This is a genomic window from bacterium SCSIO 12844, assembly GCA_024397935.1.
GTDB lineage: Bacteria > Pseudomonadota > Gammaproteobacteria > Francisellales > Francisellaceae > M0027.
Genome location: CP073743.1, coordinates 802,263 through 823,272 on the forward strand (window position 1 = coordinate 802,263; position 21,010 = coordinate 823,272).

At 34.0% G+C, this 21,010-nt stretch carries 16 protein-coding genes and 5 tRNA genes; 15 read left to right on the top strand and 6 right to left on the bottom strand.

Annotated elements, in window-relative coordinates:
- Positions 1–53: 53 nt before the first annotated feature.
- The 4 genes from topA to KFE69_03915 form a co-directional block, all read right to left on the bottom strand.
- Positions 54–2,372, bottom strand: a complete 2,319-nt coding sequence (topA, locus tag KFE69_03900) for a type I DNA topoisomerase (protein ID UTW43293.1) — start codon at positions 2,370–2,372, stop codon at positions 54–56.
- Positions 2,373–2,547: 175 nt separating this feature from the next.
- A complete protein-coding gene (locus tag KFE69_03905) occupies positions 2,548–2,907 on the bottom strand; it encodes a type II toxin-antitoxin system PemK/MazF family toxin (protein ID UTW43294.1) in 360 nt (119 codons plus the stop codon).
- 7 nt (positions 2,908–2,914) lie between these two features.
- Positions 2,915–3,169, bottom strand: a complete 255-nt coding sequence (locus KFE69_03910; GenBank protein ID UTW43295.1) for a transcriptional regulator — start codon at positions 3,167–3,169, stop codon at positions 2,915–2,917.
- 332 nt (positions 3,170–3,501) lie between these two features.
- A tRNA-Phe gene (locus tag KFE69_03915) sits at positions 3,502–3,577 on the bottom strand.
- A 173-nt stretch (positions 3,578–3,750) separates the two neighbouring features.
- Between KFE69_03915 and ndk the strand changes: the two genes are divergently transcribed.
- From ndk to KFE69_03975, 12 genes are all read left to right on the top strand, one after another.
- Positions 3,751–4,176, top strand: a complete 426-nt coding sequence (ndk, locus tag KFE69_03920; protein UTW43296.1) for a nucleoside-diphosphate kinase — start codon at positions 3,751–3,753, stop codon at positions 4,174–4,176.
- Between the two features lie 82 nt (positions 4,177–4,258).
- A tRNA-Gly gene (locus KFE69_03925) sits at positions 4,259–4,334 on the top strand.
- A 75-nt stretch (positions 4,335–4,409) separates the two neighbouring features.
- A tRNA-Gly gene (locus KFE69_03930) sits at positions 4,410–4,485 on the top strand.
- A gap of 4 nt (positions 4,486–4,489) precedes the next feature.
- Positions 4,490–4,563: transfer RNA gene (locus tag KFE69_03935), tRNA-Cys, on the top strand.
- 10 nt (positions 4,564–4,573) lie between these two features.
- Positions 4,574–4,661, top strand: a tRNA-Leu gene (locus tag KFE69_03940).
- Between the two features lie 208 nt (positions 4,662–4,869).
- Positions 4,870–5,835, top strand: a complete 966-nt coding sequence (locus tag KFE69_03945) for an ABC transporter ATP-binding protein (protein UTW43297.1) — start codon at positions 4,870–4,872, stop codon at positions 5,833–5,835.
- Positions 5,836–5,848: 13 nt separating this feature from the next.
- Positions 5,849–6,622: an ABC transporter permease gene (locus KFE69_03950; protein UTW43298.1), complete on the top strand. Its 774-nt coding sequence runs from the start codon at positions 5,849–5,851 to the stop codon at positions 6,620–6,622.
- Between the two features lie 40 nt (positions 6,623–6,662).
- Positions 6,663–8,381, top strand: a complete 1,719-nt coding sequence (locus tag KFE69_03955; protein UTW43299.1) for an NAD+ synthase — start codon at positions 6,663–6,665, stop codon at positions 8,379–8,381.
- Between the two features lie 82 nt (positions 8,382–8,463).
- Positions 8,464–10,416, top strand: a complete 1,953-nt coding sequence (gene ftsH / locus KFE69_03960) for an ATP-dependent zinc metalloprotease FtsH (protein ID UTW43965.1) — start codon at positions 8,464–8,466, stop codon at positions 10,414–10,416.
- Between the two features lie 24 nt (positions 10,417–10,440).
- The gene (locus tag KFE69_03965) at positions 10,441–11,508 is read left to right on the top strand and encodes a nitronate monooxygenase (GenBank protein ID UTW43300.1); all 1,068 of its coding nucleotides are present in this window, start codon (positions 10,441–10,443) and stop codon (positions 11,506–11,508) included.
- A gap of 128 nt (positions 11,509–11,636) precedes the next feature.
- The gene (locus KFE69_03970; protein UTW43301.1) at positions 11,637–13,181 is read left to right on the top strand and encodes a hypothetical protein; all 1,545 of its coding nucleotides are present in this window, start codon (positions 11,637–11,639) and stop codon (positions 13,179–13,181) included.
- A gap of 85 nt (positions 13,182–13,266) precedes the next feature.
- Positions 13,267–14,319, top strand: a complete 1,053-nt coding sequence (locus KFE69_03975; protein ID UTW43302.1) for a bifunctional transcriptional activator/DNA repair protein Ada — start codon at positions 13,267–13,269, stop codon at positions 14,317–14,319.
- Here KFE69_03975 and KFE69_03980 read toward each other — a convergent pair.
- Complete coding sequence (locus tag KFE69_03980) at positions 14,316–15,458, bottom strand: hypothetical protein (protein UTW43303.1); 1,143 nt, start codon at positions 15,456–15,458, stop codon at positions 14,316–14,318. The two genes, KFE69_03975 and KFE69_03980, sit on opposite strands and share 4 nt — an antisense overlap.
- A gap of 86 nt (positions 15,459–15,544) precedes the next feature.
- Complete coding sequence (locus KFE69_03985; protein ID UTW43304.1) at positions 15,545–16,798, bottom strand: dicarboxylate/amino acid:cation symporter; 1,254 nt, start codon at positions 16,796–16,798, stop codon at positions 15,545–15,547.
- A 134-nt stretch (positions 16,799–16,932) separates the two neighbouring features.
- Between KFE69_03985 and KFE69_03990 the strand changes: the two genes are divergently transcribed.
- The 3 genes from KFE69_03990 to genX are packed head-to-tail and all read left to right on the top strand — an operon-like array spanning position 16,933 to position 20,790.
- Positions 16,933–18,045 (top strand): AI-2E family transporter, encoded by a 1,113-nt coding sequence (locus KFE69_03990; protein ID UTW43305.1) that lies wholly within the window; start codon positions 16,933–16,935, stop codon positions 18,043–18,045.
- A gap of 38 nt (positions 18,046–18,083) precedes the next feature.
- Complete coding sequence (gene recJ, locus KFE69_03995) at positions 18,084–19,853, top strand: single-stranded-DNA-specific exonuclease RecJ (GenBank protein UTW43306.1); 1,770 nt, start codon at positions 18,084–18,086, stop codon at positions 19,851–19,853.
- A complete protein-coding gene (gene genX, locus KFE69_04000) occupies positions 19,846–20,790 on the top strand; it encodes an EF-P lysine aminoacylase GenX (GenBank protein ID UTW43307.1) in 945 nt (314 codons plus the stop codon). Before recJ ends, genX begins: the two co-directional genes overlap by 8 nt.
- The last annotated feature ends 220 nt before the right edge of the window (positions 20,791–21,010 follow it).

Here is a 21,010-nt window from a genome sequence, read left to right on the forward strand (position 1 = left end):
TGCTATTTTAGCATAAATTTAATATAGATGTAGCATGGTTTTAAAGAAAAATATTATTCTTTTTCTTTCTCTTTTGCCGACTCTAGTACTTCATTAAAGTCACAATCTTCTTGTGGGCAAAGTTTTTCTACACCACGTTTTTTGGTAGTTTTTATAATGACAATAGGCCATTCGCACTTAGGGCAAGCTTCGTTATGTGGTGGGTACCACAAGGAGTATTTACATTTAGGGTAGCCATTGCACGCATAAAATATTTTGCCGCGACGCGACTTTTTCTCAACAATGACACCTGTTTTACATTTAGGACAATTAACGCCAGTATCTTTCGGTTTTTCTAACGGTTCCATGTGCTTACAATTTGGATAATTAGAGCAACCAATAAATTTGCCATAACGGCCTTGTTTAATTAATAAATCATGCTGGCATTTAGGGCATTTACGATCTGCTACAACTTCAGGCTCATTCGATTCTTCATCTTCTTGGCCATCTGTTTGCAAGTTTCTTGTATAATCGCACTCAGGGTAGTTTGAACAACCTACAAATCTGCCTCGTTTACCTAAACGAATCATTAGTTGGCTACCACATTTGGGACAATCTTCATCCATTGCTTCTTGGGTAACATCACTTTTTTTAACAGACTGATCGATGGTTTCAACTTGAGATTTAAATGGTTTCCAAAAGTCATGCATTAATGGGATCCATTCTTTTTCACCACAGGATATTTCATCTAGTGCATCTTCAAGTTTGGCTGTAAATCCATAATCAATATAACGTGGGAAATACTCGACTAAAAATTTATTAACGATACGCCCAATATCTGTTGGATGAAAACGCTTTTGTTTTATTTCAGCATAGCCGCGTTGTTGTAGCGTTGAGATAATTGCAACATAAGTTGAAGGTCTACCGATACCATATTCTTCTAACGCTTTAACTAAACCTGCTTCACTATAACGTGCTGGTGGCTCAGTAAAGTGCTGTTTAGGAATAATTTCTAATAAATCAACCAAATCACCAATAACTAAATTTGGCAGATTTTGTTTATCCATTTCTTCAGAATCTTTTTTAGCTTCTTTGGTTTCTTGATAAACTGCCATAAAGCCAGGTTCTTTAACGGTTGAGCCAGAAGCTCTAAAAATATGCTTATCTTTAGCGCTAAGGTCAATACTTAGTGTATCAATAACAGCATGCATCATTTGACAAGCAACCGTACGCTTCCAAATTAGTGAGTATAATTTTAACTGGTCAGCACTTAAGAGCGACTTTAATTCATCAGGGTGGCGTAAAACACTGCTTGGTCTTATTGCCTCATGTGCTTCTTGCGCACTTTTAGATTTTGTTTTAAATGCTCTTGGATTATCTGGGAGCATTGTGCTTTTAAAGTTATCAGTAATATATTGACGAATTTCATCAATTGCATCATTAGAAAGATTAACTGAGTCGGTACGCATATAAGTGATCAAACCAACAGAGCCTTCACCTTTTAGGTCAATACCTTCATAAAGCTGTTGTGCAACCATCATCGTGCGTTTGGTACTAAAGCCTAGCTTACGTGATGCTTCCTGTTGTAAAGTTGATGTGGTAAAAGGTGGCGCTGGTTGGCGTTTGCGTTGTTTTCGCTCAACATTAGAAACAGTTAGTTTGCCTTCAGCCGTTTGGTCAATTGCATCAACAGCGGTTTTTGCTTGATTTTCATCAGCAATATCAAATTTCTCAAGTTTATTACCATTAAAAATAGTTAAATGTGCATCGAATGGTTGATTCTTAGCGGTTACATTCGCATGAATACTCCAATATTCTTGAGTAATAAATGCATCAATTTCAATTTCACGTTCAACGATGAGGCGTAGTGCTGGGCTTTGTACACGACCGGCGGACAAACCACGCTGAACTTTTTTCCATAAAAGTGGTGATAGATTAAAGCCAACTAAAAAGTCTAATGCGCGTCGAGCTTGTTGTGCGTTAATCATCTCATTGGATAGGGTGCGTGGATGTTCAATCGCATCTTGGACTGCTTTTTTAGTAATTTCATGAAAAACGATGCGTTGTACAGTTTTACCTTCTAATAGGCCTGCATCTTTTAATACTTCACAGACATGCCAGGAAATAGCCTCACCTTCGCGATCCGGGTCAGTTGCAAGATAAATGGTTTCAGCTTTTTTAGCTGCCTTTTTAATTGCATCTAAATGGCGAGCATTTCGTTCAATGATTTGATAATGCATCAGAAAGTCATTATCAGGTTCAATGGAAGATTCTTTTGATGGTAAATCTCTCACATGGCCGTATGAAGCAAGGACTTCAAAATCTTTGCCTAGGTATTTTTCAATGGTTTTTGATTTTGCCGGTGATTCGACAATCACTAAATTTTTACTCATAATATTATCAGGTCAATCTTATTTCTCTTAAGTTAAGTGGTTTTTTAGCGTATTTTTAAGGTTGATGCAATGCCTTTTATGAAATTTATTTAAATTAACTTTTTTATCATGGTTTGGGTTTGTTTGCTTTTTAATCAATAAAGCTATACTCAATTTTTCATTTTTACAAAAATAATTATAGCGCCTTGAAAAGATTTTCGGCACCAATTAATGGAATAATTCGATAAAGCACTTGATTTATTACATCAGTATCAGCTTTTGTAATAAATTTTGCTTTCCTTTCTTTCCAAGAGAGAGTTTGAATTAAACTTGCAGCAATTACAGAAGGTTGTTCAAGATTAGAGATTGGTACTTCAGTTTTTGTGCCACGAATACTTGTGCTAATTGGGCAGCAAATAATTAGGCCAGTAGATTGATTATATTGTTTTGAAGATAATACAAAAGTAGGGCGATATTTACCAATTTCTTTGCCTTTAGTCGGTTCAAAATCAAGCCATATGATGTGATTTCGATCAGGGATATAGGGCTTAGGCATAATTTTGTTACTCTATCTCGCTTGCTAAAGGCGATGCAAGTAAATCAGCATGTGCTTTTTCAGGAGATAAGTCATCTAATAGTTCAGACTCAGTGAAAGGAAGTTGCCTACATTTTTCAGCTTTTGTAACTGTAAATCCATTCTCAGTTACTTCAATTTCAACTTTAGTGCCTTCTTTGAATTTCGGTAACTCACGAATAATACCAGAGATACGTAATCCAAGGCCATTTCCCCATTTTTGAATTTTTGCATGCGTAGTCATGATATTTATTCCAATATTTTATTTGATATTAATAAGTATACACTATGTATACACTTAATTTCAATCGATGATAAAAAATATTGTAAATCATATATATTGATAAATAAAATAATTATTTATTTTTTAACGTTATACTTATTTTTGCCTTTGTCGAGTAATACACTCATTTCCATTTAGAATATTTTAAGGTAAATTGCTGATTATATCAGTGGTATGACAGATCAATTTTTATTTAAAATGCATCGCAGATTATTTGGTGTTAACGAACAAAATACATTTGATGTTATAGGGTAGTTTTTTATTTAGATGGAAGATGAAATAATAAAATTGGATGGTGGCCAGAGGCAGAATCGAACTGCCGACACGAGGATTTTCAGTCCTCTGCTCTACCGACTGAGCTATCTGGCCGATGTGACGTATTAAACCGAATTCTTATAGCTAGGTCAAGCGCTTTTTGAAGAATTTTTCATAAAAAATTATCTTCGGCTCTGGGCATATTGAATTGACTCTATTATAATGCCGAGCACAAAATATTAAAAAATATGTTTTAATAAAATTTGCTATAAAATGAGGAGAAAAAAATGGCAGTAGAACGTACTTTATCAATTATCAAGCCTGATGCAGTTGCAAAAAATGTAATTGGTGAGATTTATAGCCGCTTTGAAAAAGCAGGTTTAAAAGTTGTTGCATCTAAAATGATGTACTTATCAGAAAGAGAAGCATCTCAGTTTTATGCGGTACATAAAGAACGTCCGTTTTTTAATGACTTAGTGAAATTTATGATCTCAGGCCCTGTCATGGTGCAAGTACTAGAAGGTGAAAATGCAATTTTGAAAAACCGTGAGTTAATGGGAGCTACTAACCCTAAAGAAGCAGCACCTGGAACAATTCGTGCTGACTTTGCTGATAGCATTGACGCTAATGCGGTTCATGGTTCTGATGCACAAGAAACTGCTTCTAATGAAGTTGCTTTTTTCTTTGCTGAGCATGAATTGTATACGCATTAATCAGCAGGAAATAAAAAAGCTTAAAAAGGTTAAATCGAGTGTTGACAATAGGAACTCGCACCGTATAATGACTTTCAGTTTCGCGGGAATAGCTCAGCTGGTAGAGCACAACCTTGCCAAGGTTGGGGTCGCGGGTTCGAGTCCCGTTTCCCGCTCCAATGTGAGCAAATGATTTGAGTGAGCGAAACTTGGAAGTTTAAAGTTTAACTTGGTAGCAATTTTTAAAACTTGCTGCGGGAATAGCTCAGCTGGTAGAGCACAACCTTGCCAAGGTTGGGGTCGCGGGTTCGAGTCCCGTTTCCCGCTCCAGTTGGGCTGAGTAGCAAAGTGGTTATGCAGAGGCCTGCAAAGCCTTGGACACCGGTTCGATTCCGGTCTCAGCCTCCAAAAATATGTTGCCCGGGTGGCGAAATTGGTAGACGCAAGGGACTTAAAATCCCTCGGGAGTAACTCCCGTGCCGGTTCGAGTCCGGCCCCGGGCACCATTTATTTTAATAAATAATCTAGTTTTTAAACATGACGTTATTTTAAACGTAAGTTGTTTTTTTTATGTATATATAATATTTCATTCTCTCTTTAGAAATTGTATATATGCCAAGCTTTATTGCTTTTCATTCAATTAGAAGCCGACTATGATAGTGATTTAAATTACAAAATACATTTTGTTAATAAGATTAAGTTTAAGGTTGTTTTATGAGCAGTGTTGCTGCATTATCAATTGAACAGGTAACAAAAGTATACAAGCCAATTAATGGTCAAACTAAAGGATTTAAAGCGGTTGATGATATCTCATTATCTGTAAATGCAGGCGATTTTTTTGCATTACTAGGGCCTAATGGAGCGGGTAAATCAACAACTATTGGCATGATCTCATCGTTAGTAAATAAAACCAGTGGTAGCATTCGTATTTTTGATGTTGATTTGGATACAGATCCATCTGAGGCAAAATCATTATTAGGTGTAATGCCGCAAGAAGTTAATTTGGCCATCTTTGAGACACCTATTAATATTCTAGTTAATCAAGCAGGTTATTTTGGTATTCGTAGAAGTGAGGCCAAAAAGCGTGCTGAAAAGCGCTTAAAAGAAATGCAGTTGTGGGATAAAAAAAATACGCAAGTCCGCTTTTTATCAGGTGGAATGAAGCGTCGACTAATGGTAGCAAGAGCATTGGTTCATAACCCTAAGCTATTAATATTAGATGAGCCAACAGCGGGCGTTGATGTTGAAATTCGTCATGCAATTTGGGAAGTATTAACCAAATTAAATAAAGAAGAAGGGTTAACAATTATTTTAACGACTCACTATTTAGAAGAAGCAGAAAGTATGTGTAATCGTATTGCTTTGATGAATAAGGGAAAAATTTTTGCTAATACGGATATGAAATCATTATTAAGAAATCTTGATAAAGAAACATTCGTTTTTGATTTGAAAACACCAATAGAATATATTAATCAATTTAATGATGCAGCAGCACTTGAGGTTGAATTGCCAGATCCATTAACACTAGAAGTCACAGTAGATAAATCATACACATTAAATGATATTTTTAGTGTCTTAACCGAGCATCAAGTTCAAGTAATTAGCGCACGAAATAAAAAGGCAAGATTAGAACAGTTGTTTATTGATTTGGTTAGAAAAAATAATGCAACTGTGCAATAAGTAGGGGAATATTATGACATTGCGTGATTATTGGTTTGCATTTTTAGCAATATTTTATAAAGAAGTTACACGAATATTTCGTATTTGGCCTCAAAGTTTATTACCTTCTGTCATTACAATGACATTATATTTTTTAATTTTTGGTAAAGTCATTGGCTCAAGAGTTGGTTATATTCATGGTGTTTCTTATATTCACTATATTACACCTGGACTTATTATTATGGCGGTAACGAATAATACCTATGCCAACATTGTTGGATCATTTTTTGGTGATCGTTTTTCACGCTGTATTGAAGAGATGTATATTGCGCCATTAAATGCACATGTAATGATTCTTGGTTATGTATCAGGTGCTGTATTTCGTGGCCTTATTGTGGGTATCTTAGTCAGTATCGTTGCAATACTTTTTGGCGCTTTAAGTATTTACTCACTGCCGTTGATGATTATTGCCTTATTATTAAGTAGCTTTGCTTTTGCATTAGGTGGTTTAGTTAATGGGATTTTTTCACAGAAATTTGATGACACACAAGTAGTGTCTACCTTCTTTTTGTTGCCATTGACTTATTTAGGTGGTGTCTTTTTTAGTTTGTCTATGCTGCCGCCATTCTGGAAAGCAATTGCACAATTTAATCCGATTTTTTATATTGTTGATTTTTTCCGTTATGCAAGTTTAGGCACTAAAATAATTAGTCCATGGTTTGCATTTGCAATGGTTTGCCTTGTGATTGTTATATTATATGTTATTAGTTACTATTGCATTAAGCGTGGTGTCAAAATTAAATCTTAATTATTTCAAAATAAAAAATAATAAAAATGTGAGCTTATCGATGAAAGTAACATTAGCACAGCTTGATTATATAGTAGGTAACTTTGAATATAATTATCAAAAAATAAAACAAGCAATTGAAAACTATGTTGATCAAAGCGATATCATTGTCTTTTCAGAATTAGCACTAAGTGGATATTATGTATTTGACTTGGTTGAACGAAATGGCTTTATTCAACAACAAAATCAGTATTTACAAAAACTAATTAAATTATCTAATCAGTATGACTGTGCAATTATTTTAGGATGTATTACAGAAAACTTAAACCAGGGTAAGCTGTTTTATAACTCAGCTTTAGTGATTGCTTCAGGTGAAATTATACATACCTATCATAAGCAGTTATTACCTACTTATAACATTTTTAATGAACCAAGGCATTTTCAAGCAGGTGATCAAGCGCCTATTTTTAAGTATAGGGATAAGCATATTGGTATTCTAATTTGTGAAGATTTATGGGATCAAGAAGAAAGATTATATGCTCATCATCCGTTGATAAATTTAAAAGCATATCAGGGGCGACTAGATTATATTATTACCCTTAATAGTTCACCTTCTGAGTATAATAAATACAAAAAAAGAGTTCAATTATTAAAACAGTTAGCCTTAACAATGGAGGCAGATTGTTATTATGTAAATCAAGTTGGTGGTTATGATGATATAGTCTATGATGGTGCAAGCTTTGTAGTCTCAAAAGAGGGTAATCTTAAATATCAATTACCAGCTTTTTCTGAATTAATTGCTATAGTCGATACTGATATGCAATCTGAAATATTAGATTTTAATCAAGATATTAAAGAAGCTTTTTTTCTTGAGCAAATGAAACTTGGTTTGAAAGATTATGTAGAAAAATGCCGCTTTAAAGGTGTTGTGATCGCATTATCTGGCGGTATAGATAGTGCTTTAACATTAACCATTGCAACATTAGCATTAGGTAAAGAGCGTGTATGTGCTATTACAATGCCTTCGACTTATTCATCAATCGGTAGTGTTAGTGACTCTGAGCTACTTTGTCAAAATTTAGGTGTTAAATTATATAATCGACCGATTAGTAAAGACTATCAGCTTAGTTGCAGCCTTTTTAATGATGCCTTTAAAAAAGAGCCTTCTCGTTTAACTTGTGAAAATATCCAAGCAAGAATTCGAGGAAGAGTCGTTATGGAATATGCCAACGAGTTTGGATTGTTAGTTATCTCTTGTGGCAATAAAAGTGAATTATCTGTTGGCTATGCAACACTGTATGGTGATATGAATGGTGGTATTAACATCATAGGAGATTTATATAAAACCGATGTATATCAAGTGGCTGAATATATTAATACTACTGAAGATCATTTAATACCTAAATCGATTATAAAAAAAGCACCCTCTGCTGAATTATCTGAAGGTCAAAAAGACTCTGATAGTCTGCCACCTTATGATTTATTAGATGCAGTACTAAAACTATCGATTGAAGGTGATTTATTAGAAGAAGATGAAGTTATTGAGTTAAAAAGACTTTCATGCCAATTAACCGCAGAAGAAATTCAAGAAATATTATCATTAATTGATCGAGCGGAGTTCAAGCGAAAACAGGCGCCGCCTATTATTCGGCTTCAACATCGCTCGTTTGGCGTAGGCAGAATGATTCCAATTACGCATCAGTTTGCTACAGATCATTGGAAACTTGAAGCTTATGGTGATATCATGTCCAACAATACAATGAAAATGAACTATAGATGATACTAACAGATCATTATGTTATACTTACTGTTGTAATTAGTTATTTTAAGAAGGTAGAGGTCGCTTTTAGATGAAAAATGATATGTGGAAGAATGTCTTATTTTGGGTGGTTGTTGCAGGCATTTTAATTGCTTTATTTTCTAGTTTTAACCGCCAAAGTGCTTCTACGGATACACTAAGTTATTCGAATTTTATCAATCAGATTGACAACAATCAGGTTCGGTCTGTCTATATTGATGGTAGGGCGATTACTGGAAGAACGGCTTCTGGGCAATCATTTAATACTAATTTACCTTGGAATGATCCATTTGTAATTGATCAAATGCTAAAACATAAGGTTGATATTACAGCCAAACCACCTCAAAAAGACAGCCTTTTACTTAGACTGTTAATTAATGGATTTCCAATTATTCTATTAGTGATTATTTGGATTTTCTTAATGCGTGCTATGAGTGGTGGTGGTAAAGGTGGTGCATTCTCCTTTGGTAAAAGTAAAGCTAAGCTATTAGGCGAAGACCAAGTTAAAGTAACACTTGATGATGTTGCAGGTGTTGATGAGGCCAAAGAAGAAGTAGCTGAAATTATTGACTTTCTACGAGACCCAACTAAATATCAACGTTTGGGCGGCAAAATTCCTCGAGGCGTGTTAATGGTTGGTCCTCCAGGAACTGGTAAAACTTTATTAGCTAGAGCCATTGCAGGGGAAGCTAAAGTCCCATTTTTCTCAATTTCTGGATCAGACTTTGTTGAAATGTTTGTTGGTGTTGGTGCTTCTCGCGTACGTGATATGTTTGAGCAAGCCAAAAAGCGTTCACCTTGTATCATATTTATTGATGAAATTGATGCAGTTGGTCGTCATCGTGGTGCAGGCTTAGGTGGAGGTCATGATGAGCGTGAACAAACATTAAATCAGATGTTAGTTGAAATGGATGGCTTTTCAGGTAATGAAGGTGTTATTGTTATCGCAGCAACTAACCGACCTGATGTATTAGATCCAGCACTTTTACGTCCTGGGCGTTTTGACCGTGAAGTAACTGTTGGTTTACCTTCAGTTAAAGGACGTGAGCAGATTTTAAAAGTTCATATGAAAAATGTACCAATTGCTGATGATGTTCGCGCTGACTGGGTTGCTCGTGGTACACCTGGTTTTTCAGGTGCTCAATTGGCAAACCTTGTTAATGAAGCAGCATTATTTGCAGCGCGTTTTAATAAAAACAAAGTTGGTATGGAAGAGCTAGAGCTTGCTAAAGATAAAATTTTAATGGGTACTGAGCGTCGCTCAATGGCAATGAGTGAAGATGAAAAACGTTTAACGGCTTATCATGAAGCAGGCCATGCAATTATTGGACGTCTAGTGCCGTCACATGACCCTGTTTATAAAGTAAGTATTATTCCGCGCGGACGTGCTTTGGGTGTTACTATGTATTTACCTGAAGGGGATCAAGTTAGTCAAAGTAAAGAAGAATTAGAAAGTCGTTTATCATCATTATATGGTGGGCGTATTGCTGAAGCACTTATTTTTGGTGATGAAAATGTCACAACAGGTGCGGCTAATGATATTCAAGTGGCTACGAATATTGCTCGTAGTATGGTAACTAAGTGGGGTCTATCTGATAAAATGGGGCCATTATTATATGCCGAAGAAGATGAACATCCATTCTTAGGCCATTCAATGGGCAGAAACTCAGCACCAGCATTTTCTGAAAAAACAGCAGGTAATATTGATATTGAAGTGCGTGATCTTATTGACCGTAACTATGCACGTGCAAATCGTTTATTAGCTGATAATCTTGATATTTTACATGCAATGGCTGATGCATTAATGAAGTATGAAACTTTAGATGCGGCGCAAGTTGATGACTTAATGGATCGAAAACCAGTTCGTGAGCCTGGAGACTGGACAGTTAATTTGGGCGATAAAAAGAATAATAATAAAACTAAAACAGAAGGTGCCCAAGTGTCTGATGATACAAAAGAGACAAAATCTGAGAAGCCTAATAAAGATTTAGGTGATCCTATACCTCAAGGTGATTAACTTTTACATTATGTTGAAAGGGTTATGTGGAATAAAACATATTTAACACATCGAATAGGAATAAAATATCCAATTATTCAAGCGCCAATGGCTGGTGGTGCTACTACTGCTGAGCTTGTTTCATCTGTCTCTAATTATGGTGCGCTAGGCTCTTTAGGTGCGGGTTATCTATCAGCAGATCAGATTAATAATACAATTAATAATATTTATAAATTAACAGAAAAGCCTTTTTCAGTTAATCTCTTTACGCCAGAGGCACATACTGCAACGACTCAACATATGCAAAAAGTTTGTGATGTAATTAATCAATGTAGTGATATATTGGGTGTTATAACTGAGCCTGTAGCTGCACCTTATGCACCAGTATTTGAAGAGCAAGTGAGTGTGCTTCTAGCAAAAAACGTCCCTGTTGTTAGTTTTACATTTGGTATTCCTAGCTTAGAGATTATTAATCAATTTAAAAAGATTAATTCAGTTGTTATAGCGACGGCAACATCACTTGAAGAGGCTTGTTTGCTTGAAAACTATCAAGTTGATGCTATTGTGATACAAGGTAGCGAAGCTGGTGGACATCGTGGTAGTTTTTTAGATAAGGCAGAAAATTCATTAATTCCATTAGCTGATTTATTAAATCAAGTAATTGCTAAGGTCAATCTTCCAGTCATAGCATCTGGCGGTATTATGAATGGTGCAAGTATTGCAAAATTAATGCGCCTAGGCGCATCAGCTACTCAGTTAGGCAGTGCGTTTTTATGTGCTGATGAGTCTGGTATTCATCAAGCTTATAAGAAATTACTTTTAGAACAAACAGAAGATACAACAACATTAACAAGTGTATTTTCTGGAAAGCTAGCTAGAGGTTTAAATAATCAATTTATTCAATGTATGCAAAAACATAGACAAATAATTTTAGATTATCCGATTCAAAATAAACTAACCACAAAGATGAGAAATGAAGCTAAAAAACAAGGAAATACTGATTATATGTCCTTATGGGCAGGACAAAATATCCACTTAGCAACTCAGTTAAGTGCTAAGGATTTATTAGATAAATTAATTAGTGAAGTCGAAGCTTATATTAGTAATAGATAGTTAAGTTTGAACCAGAAGGCGCATAGAAAAATCCAAATATATCTGATTATTTATGAAACAATATTTTGGTCGATATTTGCACTTTTGTCTGTAAAATAATATTATGACTATAAGCTAAGGCAAGGAATGTGACTCATCAAGAATTTTTAACTTTATTAGCTCATATGAAGAAAAGATATCGTATGACAAGCTCTCCAGAATCTATATTTAGGTATTCAATTAAAAATAGATTTTCAAGTGAGAAACAAAATGGTTACCAAGAGCAAGTAAAATTATATGCAAATAGTTTAGATTGGAAAATAAGAAGTGAATTTGCAGCCTATGATCTTGCTTTAGGACTAAACAGTCAAGGTAGGGGGCAGCTTAATCAAGCACTAGCTTCAGACTTTGATAGGATTACATTTAGAGTAATATCAGATATTTTAAATGCAAACTCAATTGAGGATGCAGCTAGAATATATGCTTTTTGGGTGGATGTAGCAGTCTATGCAGGTAATCAAAATAAAAATTTGCATCTTGAAAATGCAATTGTACTTGGTTTAAATCAATTCTATGTAGATCGTATATTTAGTAAAGGTGATGCCTATACAGCTGATAAGCCAGGTTATGCTTATTTACCTCAAATAACTAAAGATAAGGTTGAAGTATTATCTCAAAACCAACGTTATAGTAATCAATTAGTTCATCAGACTACCTATTTACCACCATTTAGGCTTTACTCCAATTTGTTGGAGACATCTAAAGATGGCAATGGTGGAGTCACTTTAAATGATGGAACAATATCCGTTTTAAGTAATATGTCTTTTTTCCAGCAGAAAATGCAAAACATAGAAATTAGTCAAAATAAGGCGAATGAAACTTGTGACGACTTATTAAATAATACTGGGCTTGGCAATAATATCACTACCTTAAAAGATATAGATGATCATGATGACTTTGTTTTAAATAAGAGTAATCTTTTAAGAAATAATGCTAGAGTTTTTCCAAAAGAAGTTAATGTGCCTGGAATAAATTTTGCAAGTGCCAAATGGAATATTGAAAAATTAGAACAGGGTGTTGATGATGATTTTATAGACAAGCTGGTTAATAAATTTAATTTACTAAGCTTAGAAGCAATTAAATTAGAAAAAATACTTACGCAGTATAAAGATAGTGAAGGTTCAAAAAAGGTATTAGATGAATTAGAGACCCATTTAATGCATTTATTTTCAGCTGATACATTTATTAAATTAATGCAAAATAAAGCTTCAAGAAATTTATTTGAAATAGCTTCTGGGTTAAGAGATTTTAATATTAGTCTTAAAATATTATTAGATCAAGGAGATCCTACTGATATGGCAAAAGAAGTTAGAGTTATGATTGAAGCATATAGTGAGGATACTATATATGCTTCTCAATCAGGGTCTATGCCTGACTTAGAGAATAAAGTGCATAAAAAAGATCAAGAAATGACTAATCAGTTAAGTGGTATTAAGCTACAATCACAAACATCGTTTGTACAAGATCAAATTAGTCAATGGGAGTTATTCTTCCAACAGAATAGTTCACATATTAGCCTATCTGTATCTGAAAGGTGTGTTAATGAGAGCACTTCTAATAATCAACAGTTGCTATTCTTAAGTCATAGAGAGAAACACTCAGATATGCAGATTGAAATCACTAGCGAACACTAAAAAATTCCATGCCTGATTTTCGTAAGCAATGATGTAAAAAGCCTGATATAGTATGCCTAAAAATAGGTAATATAAGGTTAGTGATATGATAGCGGATGAAAATAAGCAACAATACTATCGGGCATTGATTGAAAGAAATTCTAAATATGATGGACTTTTTTATGTTGGTGTGAAAACAACAGGTATTTTCTGTCATGCTTCTTGTCCTGCTAAAAAACCTAAGTTTGAAAATTGTGAATTTTTTGAAACAGCTAAGGAAGCCTTGTTAGCATCTTATAGGCCATGTCAGCGCTGTAAGCCACTTCTACTACCACATCAAATATCTAATGTTATTCAACAACTTATTGATGCGGTTGAAAAAGAGCCGACAAAGCGTTGGAAAGATCAAGATTTCAAAGCTATTGGTATTGATGAGTCAACTGCAAGAAGACAGTTTAAAAAGCGTTTTAATATGACATTTATTGAATATGCAAGATCAAGAAGAATGGGCATTGCAATGAAACAGATTAAATCAGGCTCATCTGTGATAGAGTCTCAATTAAAAGCTGGCTATGAATCAGCCAGTGGCTTTTGTGATGCATTTTCAAAAATTATGGGTACAGTCCCTAATAGAGCGGATGGAAAAGTATTATCAGCGGCTTGGTTAGATACGCCTTTAGGGCCTATGATTGCAATTGCAGATAATGATTATCTATATTTACTTGAATTTATTGAGCGCAGAGGTCTTGAAAAAGAAATTGAACGCTTAAGGAAACGTCTTAAAATCGGAGTTATCCCAGGTAGTACTAAGATTATTGAACAAATTAAAGGTGAATTAAGAGATTATTTTTCAGCTAACTCATTTGAATTCAAAACACCTATTTATTTATTAGGTTCAGAATTTCAGAAAAAAGTTTGGCATACACTGCAAAAAATTCAACCAGGTAAAACACGATCTTACCTAGAAGTAGCTAAAGCAATTGATCACCCTAAAGCATTTCGTGCTGTGGCAAATGCAAATGGTGCGAACCAATTAGCATTAATTATTCCTTGTCATCGAGTTATTAATACTAATGGTGCATTAGGTGGTTATGGTGGTGGTATCTCTAGAAAGGAATGGTTATTAAAACATGAAAAAAAATATGCTCATAAGCTTTAATGATCAGCTTCATTAATCAAATATTGAAAATGCTGTATTGAGTTTAGTCTATTTAGATTTTGATTTAGCCGTTTTTTATAGGAGAGTTCTGAAATAATTTGAATGGTTTCATGTAGCGCAGGTGGTATGATATTACCTTTAATTGGATCACTCCAGCTAAGTCCTGGGCCTTTCTGAATTTCTGTTAGCCATGGTTTTAGATGACTATCGAGTATAAAATCTGCACCATATAGACCAAAGTAACTTCCTTTATATGTTTTATGATTTAGTTTATGTCTAGTTGCTTGGATAACATAAAGTAGTACTTGCTTGATTTGTGGTAAGAGTACTTCTTGGCTAAAGCATTTTTGTTGGGTTATTTGATTGTGTAGTAGATATTGATCTAACTCATCAAATGACCACTTTAACCGTAGATTTTTAGTTTCTTTATTATATTTTTTTTGCTGATAAATATTGGTAATGTGAATCAGTGGATTATCAAAATACGCTAGTTGAAAGGCTACACTATTTAAACGCACTGTACCATGAGGGTAGATTAAAGCAATTAATGGTTCAAGAGAAATAATTAGCCAATAAATTCTTATTTCAGACTTTCTATTATTTAATAATAATGGATTTTTTATGTAACGTTGAGCAATATATTGGCACGGTTTTTGATCATCAAACTGTAGCGTATAATTACTTTGACTTGATAGTAAAGATTTTAAATCATTTATTTGCCATAATATTTTTATACCTCTACCTTTTGATAAGTTATTTGGTTTAAGAATCCACAAGTTTTGTTTATTATCACTTTTTGGCATTTGACTAAAAAATGTATCGATCTCTGTTTCTTTATATAAACAGTAACTTTCTTGATAAAAATCAGAAAGTTTGAGTGTAGATGAATTTAAGTGATTATAAAGCTTTAGATTTTCAGTGAGCTTGCCTTTATTACTGAAGTTGTTTTCACCTGGAAAATGATTTAGGTATTGAAAAGCTTTAAGCTTTTGATAATAGTTACGATATCCTTTTCTAAGCCATAATAGACTTGCATCATTTATATTTGATGTGATTTGAATGTCTGTTTTCTTTAACGCAGAGCGAGCACATATTGATGCAGGATCTAAATATATAATCGGTTTATTATGATCTGTCATTGTGTGTATTACAGCCACATGTTTGTTTTATAGTCTATATCAGTAAATATAGACTATATGCTTAGTAAAATAAAAAATAGTGGTTTTTAAGATGCTGTTTTAAAGCATTGTAGATCAAGTTCTTTTTCACTTTTAGCAACCAGTGTGGTAACAGCTGCATCTCCCGTAATATTAACAGCGGTTCTAACCATATCTAAAATACGATCAATACCAATGATTAATGCAATGCCTTCAACAGGTAAGCCAACTTGAGTTAATACAAGTGTTAATGTAATAAGTCCTACACTTGGTATGCCAGCAGTTCCTATTGAACTTAAAGTTGCTGTAGCAATAATAACTAAATAAGCAGTTAAACTTAGATCGATATTATAAACATGGGCGATAAATACAGTTGCAACACCTTGCATAATCGATGTACCGTCCATATTGATAGTAGCACCAAGTGGAATAGTAAAACCAGAAACGCGTTTATTTACACCTAAATGGTTTTCTACGGTTTCTAATGTTACTGGAATTGTTGCATTACTGCTGGAAGTTGAAAATGCAAATAGTTGAGTGGGTATCATTTTTTTAAAGAATATAATTGGATTTAAGCGTCCAAGTATGCCAAGTAAGAATGAGTTAGTGACAATTAAATGAACAAGAAGTACAAATAAAACAGTGGCAAAATAACCTAATAGGTGGAGAATTTTTTCAGGCTCAGTTGTAATTGCAAGTTTTGCAATTAATGCAAAAACACCATAAGGTGTAAAGCGTAATACAATATGAACTAATGACATAATTACTTCATTAATATCATCAAAAAAGTTTTTGATTCTCACGCCAGCTTCACCACTTAAGCTAATGGAGATGCCAAAAAATAATGAAAATACAATAATTTGAAGCATATTTCCTTCTGCTAAAGCCTCGATTGGGTTAGATGTAAATAAGCTTAAGATCGTATCTTTTACCGTGTTAGGCGCACTGATTTTAATCGTATTTAAATCGATCTGAAAATCAGCACCTTTTCCAATTTGAAATAAACTGGCAAATGTAATAGCAAATGTAATGGCAATGGCTGTTGTTAATAGATACAGCAATAATGTTTTAATACCAATACGGCCAAGTGATTTAGGGTCAGATAGATTGCTAGCACCGCAGACGATGGATACAAAAATTAAAGGGACAACAAGCATTTTCATTAAGGTAATAAAAATACTACCAACCATATCAAATAGCCCATCTGTTAGATACATATCTATCCAACTAACATGAGCAAAAGGATGTAACGCAAGGCCGATAATTAAGCCAAGCACAATGCCAATTAAGATTTTTTTAGTTAAACCTTTTTCTTGCTGCATCCCCTGATATCTCCATCATAGTTGTAATATATCAGACTTTAGCATAAGAAAAATTCACTTGCACGGTTTATTACAGTCAGGCACACTTAGAGCGAAGATAAAAGATGATTAAAATAATTTTGGGATTAGAGAGTATGCTTGATTTTATTTCGCGATGGTATAAATCTCGATTTGATTCAATGGAAACAGCCGTTTTTATTTTAGTTTTAGTTCTAATTTTTTTGTTTTTAAGCTTATTTGGAGAAATATTAGCGCCATTGTTAGCAGGTATTGTGATTGCATTTATTTTAGATACACCCGTTAAATTTCTTCATCATTATTTAAAAATATCTAGGACAGTATCAGTTGTTATTGTTTTTTTACTTTTTTTGGCAGTTGTTTGTGCAGTGATATTATTTTTAGTGCCAATGATTATTCATCAGGCAGTTGAGTTAGCAAGGTCATTACCTGATATTTATGCCTCATTTAAAACACAGCTATATGCCTTATCACAACGTTACCCACAATATATTACAACAGAGCAAATCGATTCTATTTTAAATGCAGGTGCAAATGTACAAATGACTAGATTGGCAAGTTTTGGTAAAACTTTGGTATCTGTTTCTATATCTTCTCTACCGAGTGTTGTTTATTTATTGGTTTATGCATTTTTAGTGCCATTATCAGTCTTTTTCTATTTAAAAGATAAACGTCAACTAATTCGTTGGGTTTCAGGGTTATTACCGCAGCAAAAAGGGGCGGTTATTCAAGTATGGAATGAATTAAAGCCACAGTTATCAAATTATGTTAAAGGAAAATGCCTTGAGTTAGTAATTGTTGGCATTGCAACTTATATTGGCTTTATCATTTTTGGAATGAATTATGCTTTATTATTAGCTGTTGGTGTTGGCTTGTCGGTTATTATTCCATATGTAGGTATGGTGATTATTACAATACCTGTGGTGATTGTAGCTGTCATGCAATTTGGAATCAGTGCAACTTTATTTTATGTATTATTAGTTTATTTTATTATTCAGGCGTTAGATGGTAATTTACTCGTTCCATTATTATTTTCAGAAGCGGTAAATTTACATCCAATAGCAGTGATTGCCGCAGTACTATTTTTTGGTGGTATTTGGGGTTTTTGGGGATTGTTTTTTGCGATTCCTTTAGCTTCACTAGCTAAGGCGACTGTTAATGTTTGTTTTGAGCATATTCAGCGGACTAAACGAAAAAATAGGCAAACAAAAGCATTAGCCAGTGCCTAAAAATCATTTTATACTATATTTAATTAATATCAAACTAGTTGAATTATATGTTAAAACCATCAATTAAAAAGAGAATAGTGAATGATCGGATATATCAAACACTTTGTAGTTCAGGTATGCCAGATTTACTATCAAAAATTATAGCATCACGCCTACCAAGTGACTTTGAGAAGGTAGAACAGGTAGCCAAACCAAAACTTTCATTTTTAGATAATCCATTTTTACTTGCTGATATGGATAAAGCTTCACAACGTTTAATCGAAGCATTAGTCAATAAGGAGGTTATCGGTATTGAAACTGACCATGATTGTGATGGTCAAACATCACATGCTGTGATTATTGAGGCACTAACAAAATGGTTTAATCATCCAAAAGAGAAAATTCGTTCTTATATTGGTCATCGCATGGAAGAAGGTTATGGTTTATCAGAAGCATTAGCTAAACGTATTTTAGATGATAGTTTAAAACCTGATTTAATCATTACTGCCGATAATGGTAGTACGGATGAACCAAGAATTAACTTACTTAAAAGTCATGGTATTGATACGATTGTCACAGATCATCATGCGATTGCATTAGATGGAATTCCTCAAAGTGCAGTTGCTGTTTTAAATCCCACACGCAATGACTGTCAGTTTCCTGATCCTTATATTGCAGGTTGTATGGTGGCTTGGTTATTGATGGCAGCCGTTAGAAAGCGTTTAATTGAAAATGGTTATCTTTCTAAGCCTGTAGATTTAAAAAGTGTACTTGATTTCGTTGCTGTTGGTACTGTGGCTGATTGTGTTTCAATGGCAAAAAGTGTTAATAACCGTGCTGTGGTTAAAGCTGGTTTAAAACAAATTGAAGCGTCAGATAGGCCATGTTGGCAAGCAATGCGTCAACTATTTCCACGTAAGATTAATGCTGAATATTTGGGTTTCACAGTAGGGCCTTTATTAAATAGCGATGGGCGTTTGTCAGATGCTTACTCCTCTGTAAGTTTTTTATTATCAGAATCAAAAAATGAAGCCATATGCTGGGTTGATGAGTTAAGCAAACAGAATCAAAAACGCAAAGCAATTCAAAAGAAAATGTTAGATCAAGCTTTAGCACTTGCTAAGGAACAGGTTGAAAAAGCTAAAACATCGATTTGTTTATATCTTGAAGATGGCCATGCAGGCGTACATGGGATTGCAGCGAGTCGAATTAAAGATACATTTGGTCGCCCTGTTATTTTCTTTTCACCTAAACTTAATGAACCGGAAGTTATTACAGCTTCAGCTAGAAGTATTGAAATGATTCATTTAAAAGAGTTACTTGATCAGATTCATCAGATTAATCCTGATTTATTAATTAAATATGGTGGTCATAAAATGGCTGCGGGATTAAGCATTAAAAAAGATGATTTAGAAGTTTTTGGCGCATTGTTTGAATCTTTGGTTAAAGCACAAGTAGATAATCATTTATTAGGTCCAGAAATATACACAGATGGTGTTATAAGCGATAATTCATTAACGTTAGAGACGATTGAACTTATCAGTCAGATTGAACCATTTGGACGAGAGTTTGATGTACCTATCTTTACACTAAATGCTCAATTGGTTTCTCATCGATTTGTTGGCCAAACTTTGGAGCATTTACAACTATTAGTTCGTAGTGAATCTGGTAAAGAGTATAAAGCAATTTGGTTTTTTGCATCTCGCTATCCTCAGTCGTTTAAATTTGAGAAAAATGATCATTTAGAAGTGGTTTTTCGTTTAAATGAAGAAGAATTTAATAATCGGCGTTCTTTAGGCTTAATCGTTGAGTACTGTGACTATGTCTGATACATGGAAGCCATCTGCTAGTATTGAAATGCTTCAATTTAGAGCTTCAGTAATAAGAAAGATTCGAGCATTTTTTCAAAAGCGAGGTGTATTAGAAGTTGAAACACCTCTGATAATGCCAAGCCCTGTCACTGATCCATATATTGAGACATTTAACTTTGATACAATCTATGGAAGAGCTTATTTGCAGAGTTCTCCAGAGTATGCAATGAAACGTTTATTAGCCGCTGGCAGTGGTAGCATTTATCAAATTTCAAAGGCATTTCGTAATGAAGAAATAAGCCCTAAACACAATCCTGAGTTTAGCATGCTTGAATGGTATCGAGTTGATTTCAATCATTACCAATTAATGGATGAAATAAAGGCTTTATTAAAGGTTTTATCACCTTCAGTTGAGTTTCAAATGATTACATATAAAAATATATTTGAAAAAGTTTTAGCTATTAATCCACATACTGAGAAACTTGAAGTACTTCAAAGTTTAGTGGATCAAAATATAGGTCAAATACAAGGTTTAGAATCAGTGACGCGTTATCATGCATTGGAATTATTGTTTTCTTATTGTATTGAACCAAATTTAGAAAAAGATATATTTTATTTTATTTATCATTACACAAAAGAACAAAGCGCACTGGCACGAATTATTGAGACTGATGAGGGCTTAGTTTCAGCAAGGTTTGAATGTTTTTATCAAGGGTTAGAGTTAGCCAATGGTTATTATGAGCTAATAGATGGAATAGAGCAAAAAAAACGTTTTGATACTGATTTGGAAATCAGGAAAAAGGAAGGTAAAGTTCAAGTGCCAGTTGATGAATATTTATTAGAGGCACTTTCATCAGGCTTACCTGCTTGTGCCGGTGTTGCACTTGGGCTTGATAGGTTAATTATGGGGTTAAGCCATGCAAGCTCTATTGATCAGGTAGTGAGTTTTCGTTAGTAAATTAATTGTTAACCAGATCAATAAAATTACATTTTTTTGATATTGTTTGCATTCTGATTCCTGCTTCATTAGAAGTTTCTTTAGTTATAGGTTTGTTTGCAGGGGTTAGTTGATTTACTCCAGCGCCCAATGCTCAGAACCAGCAAAACAATAAGAACTAGCTAAAATAGTTAAAGCTGTTATTAATATGGTAGGTTTTATCATTGTAATTTTTCAC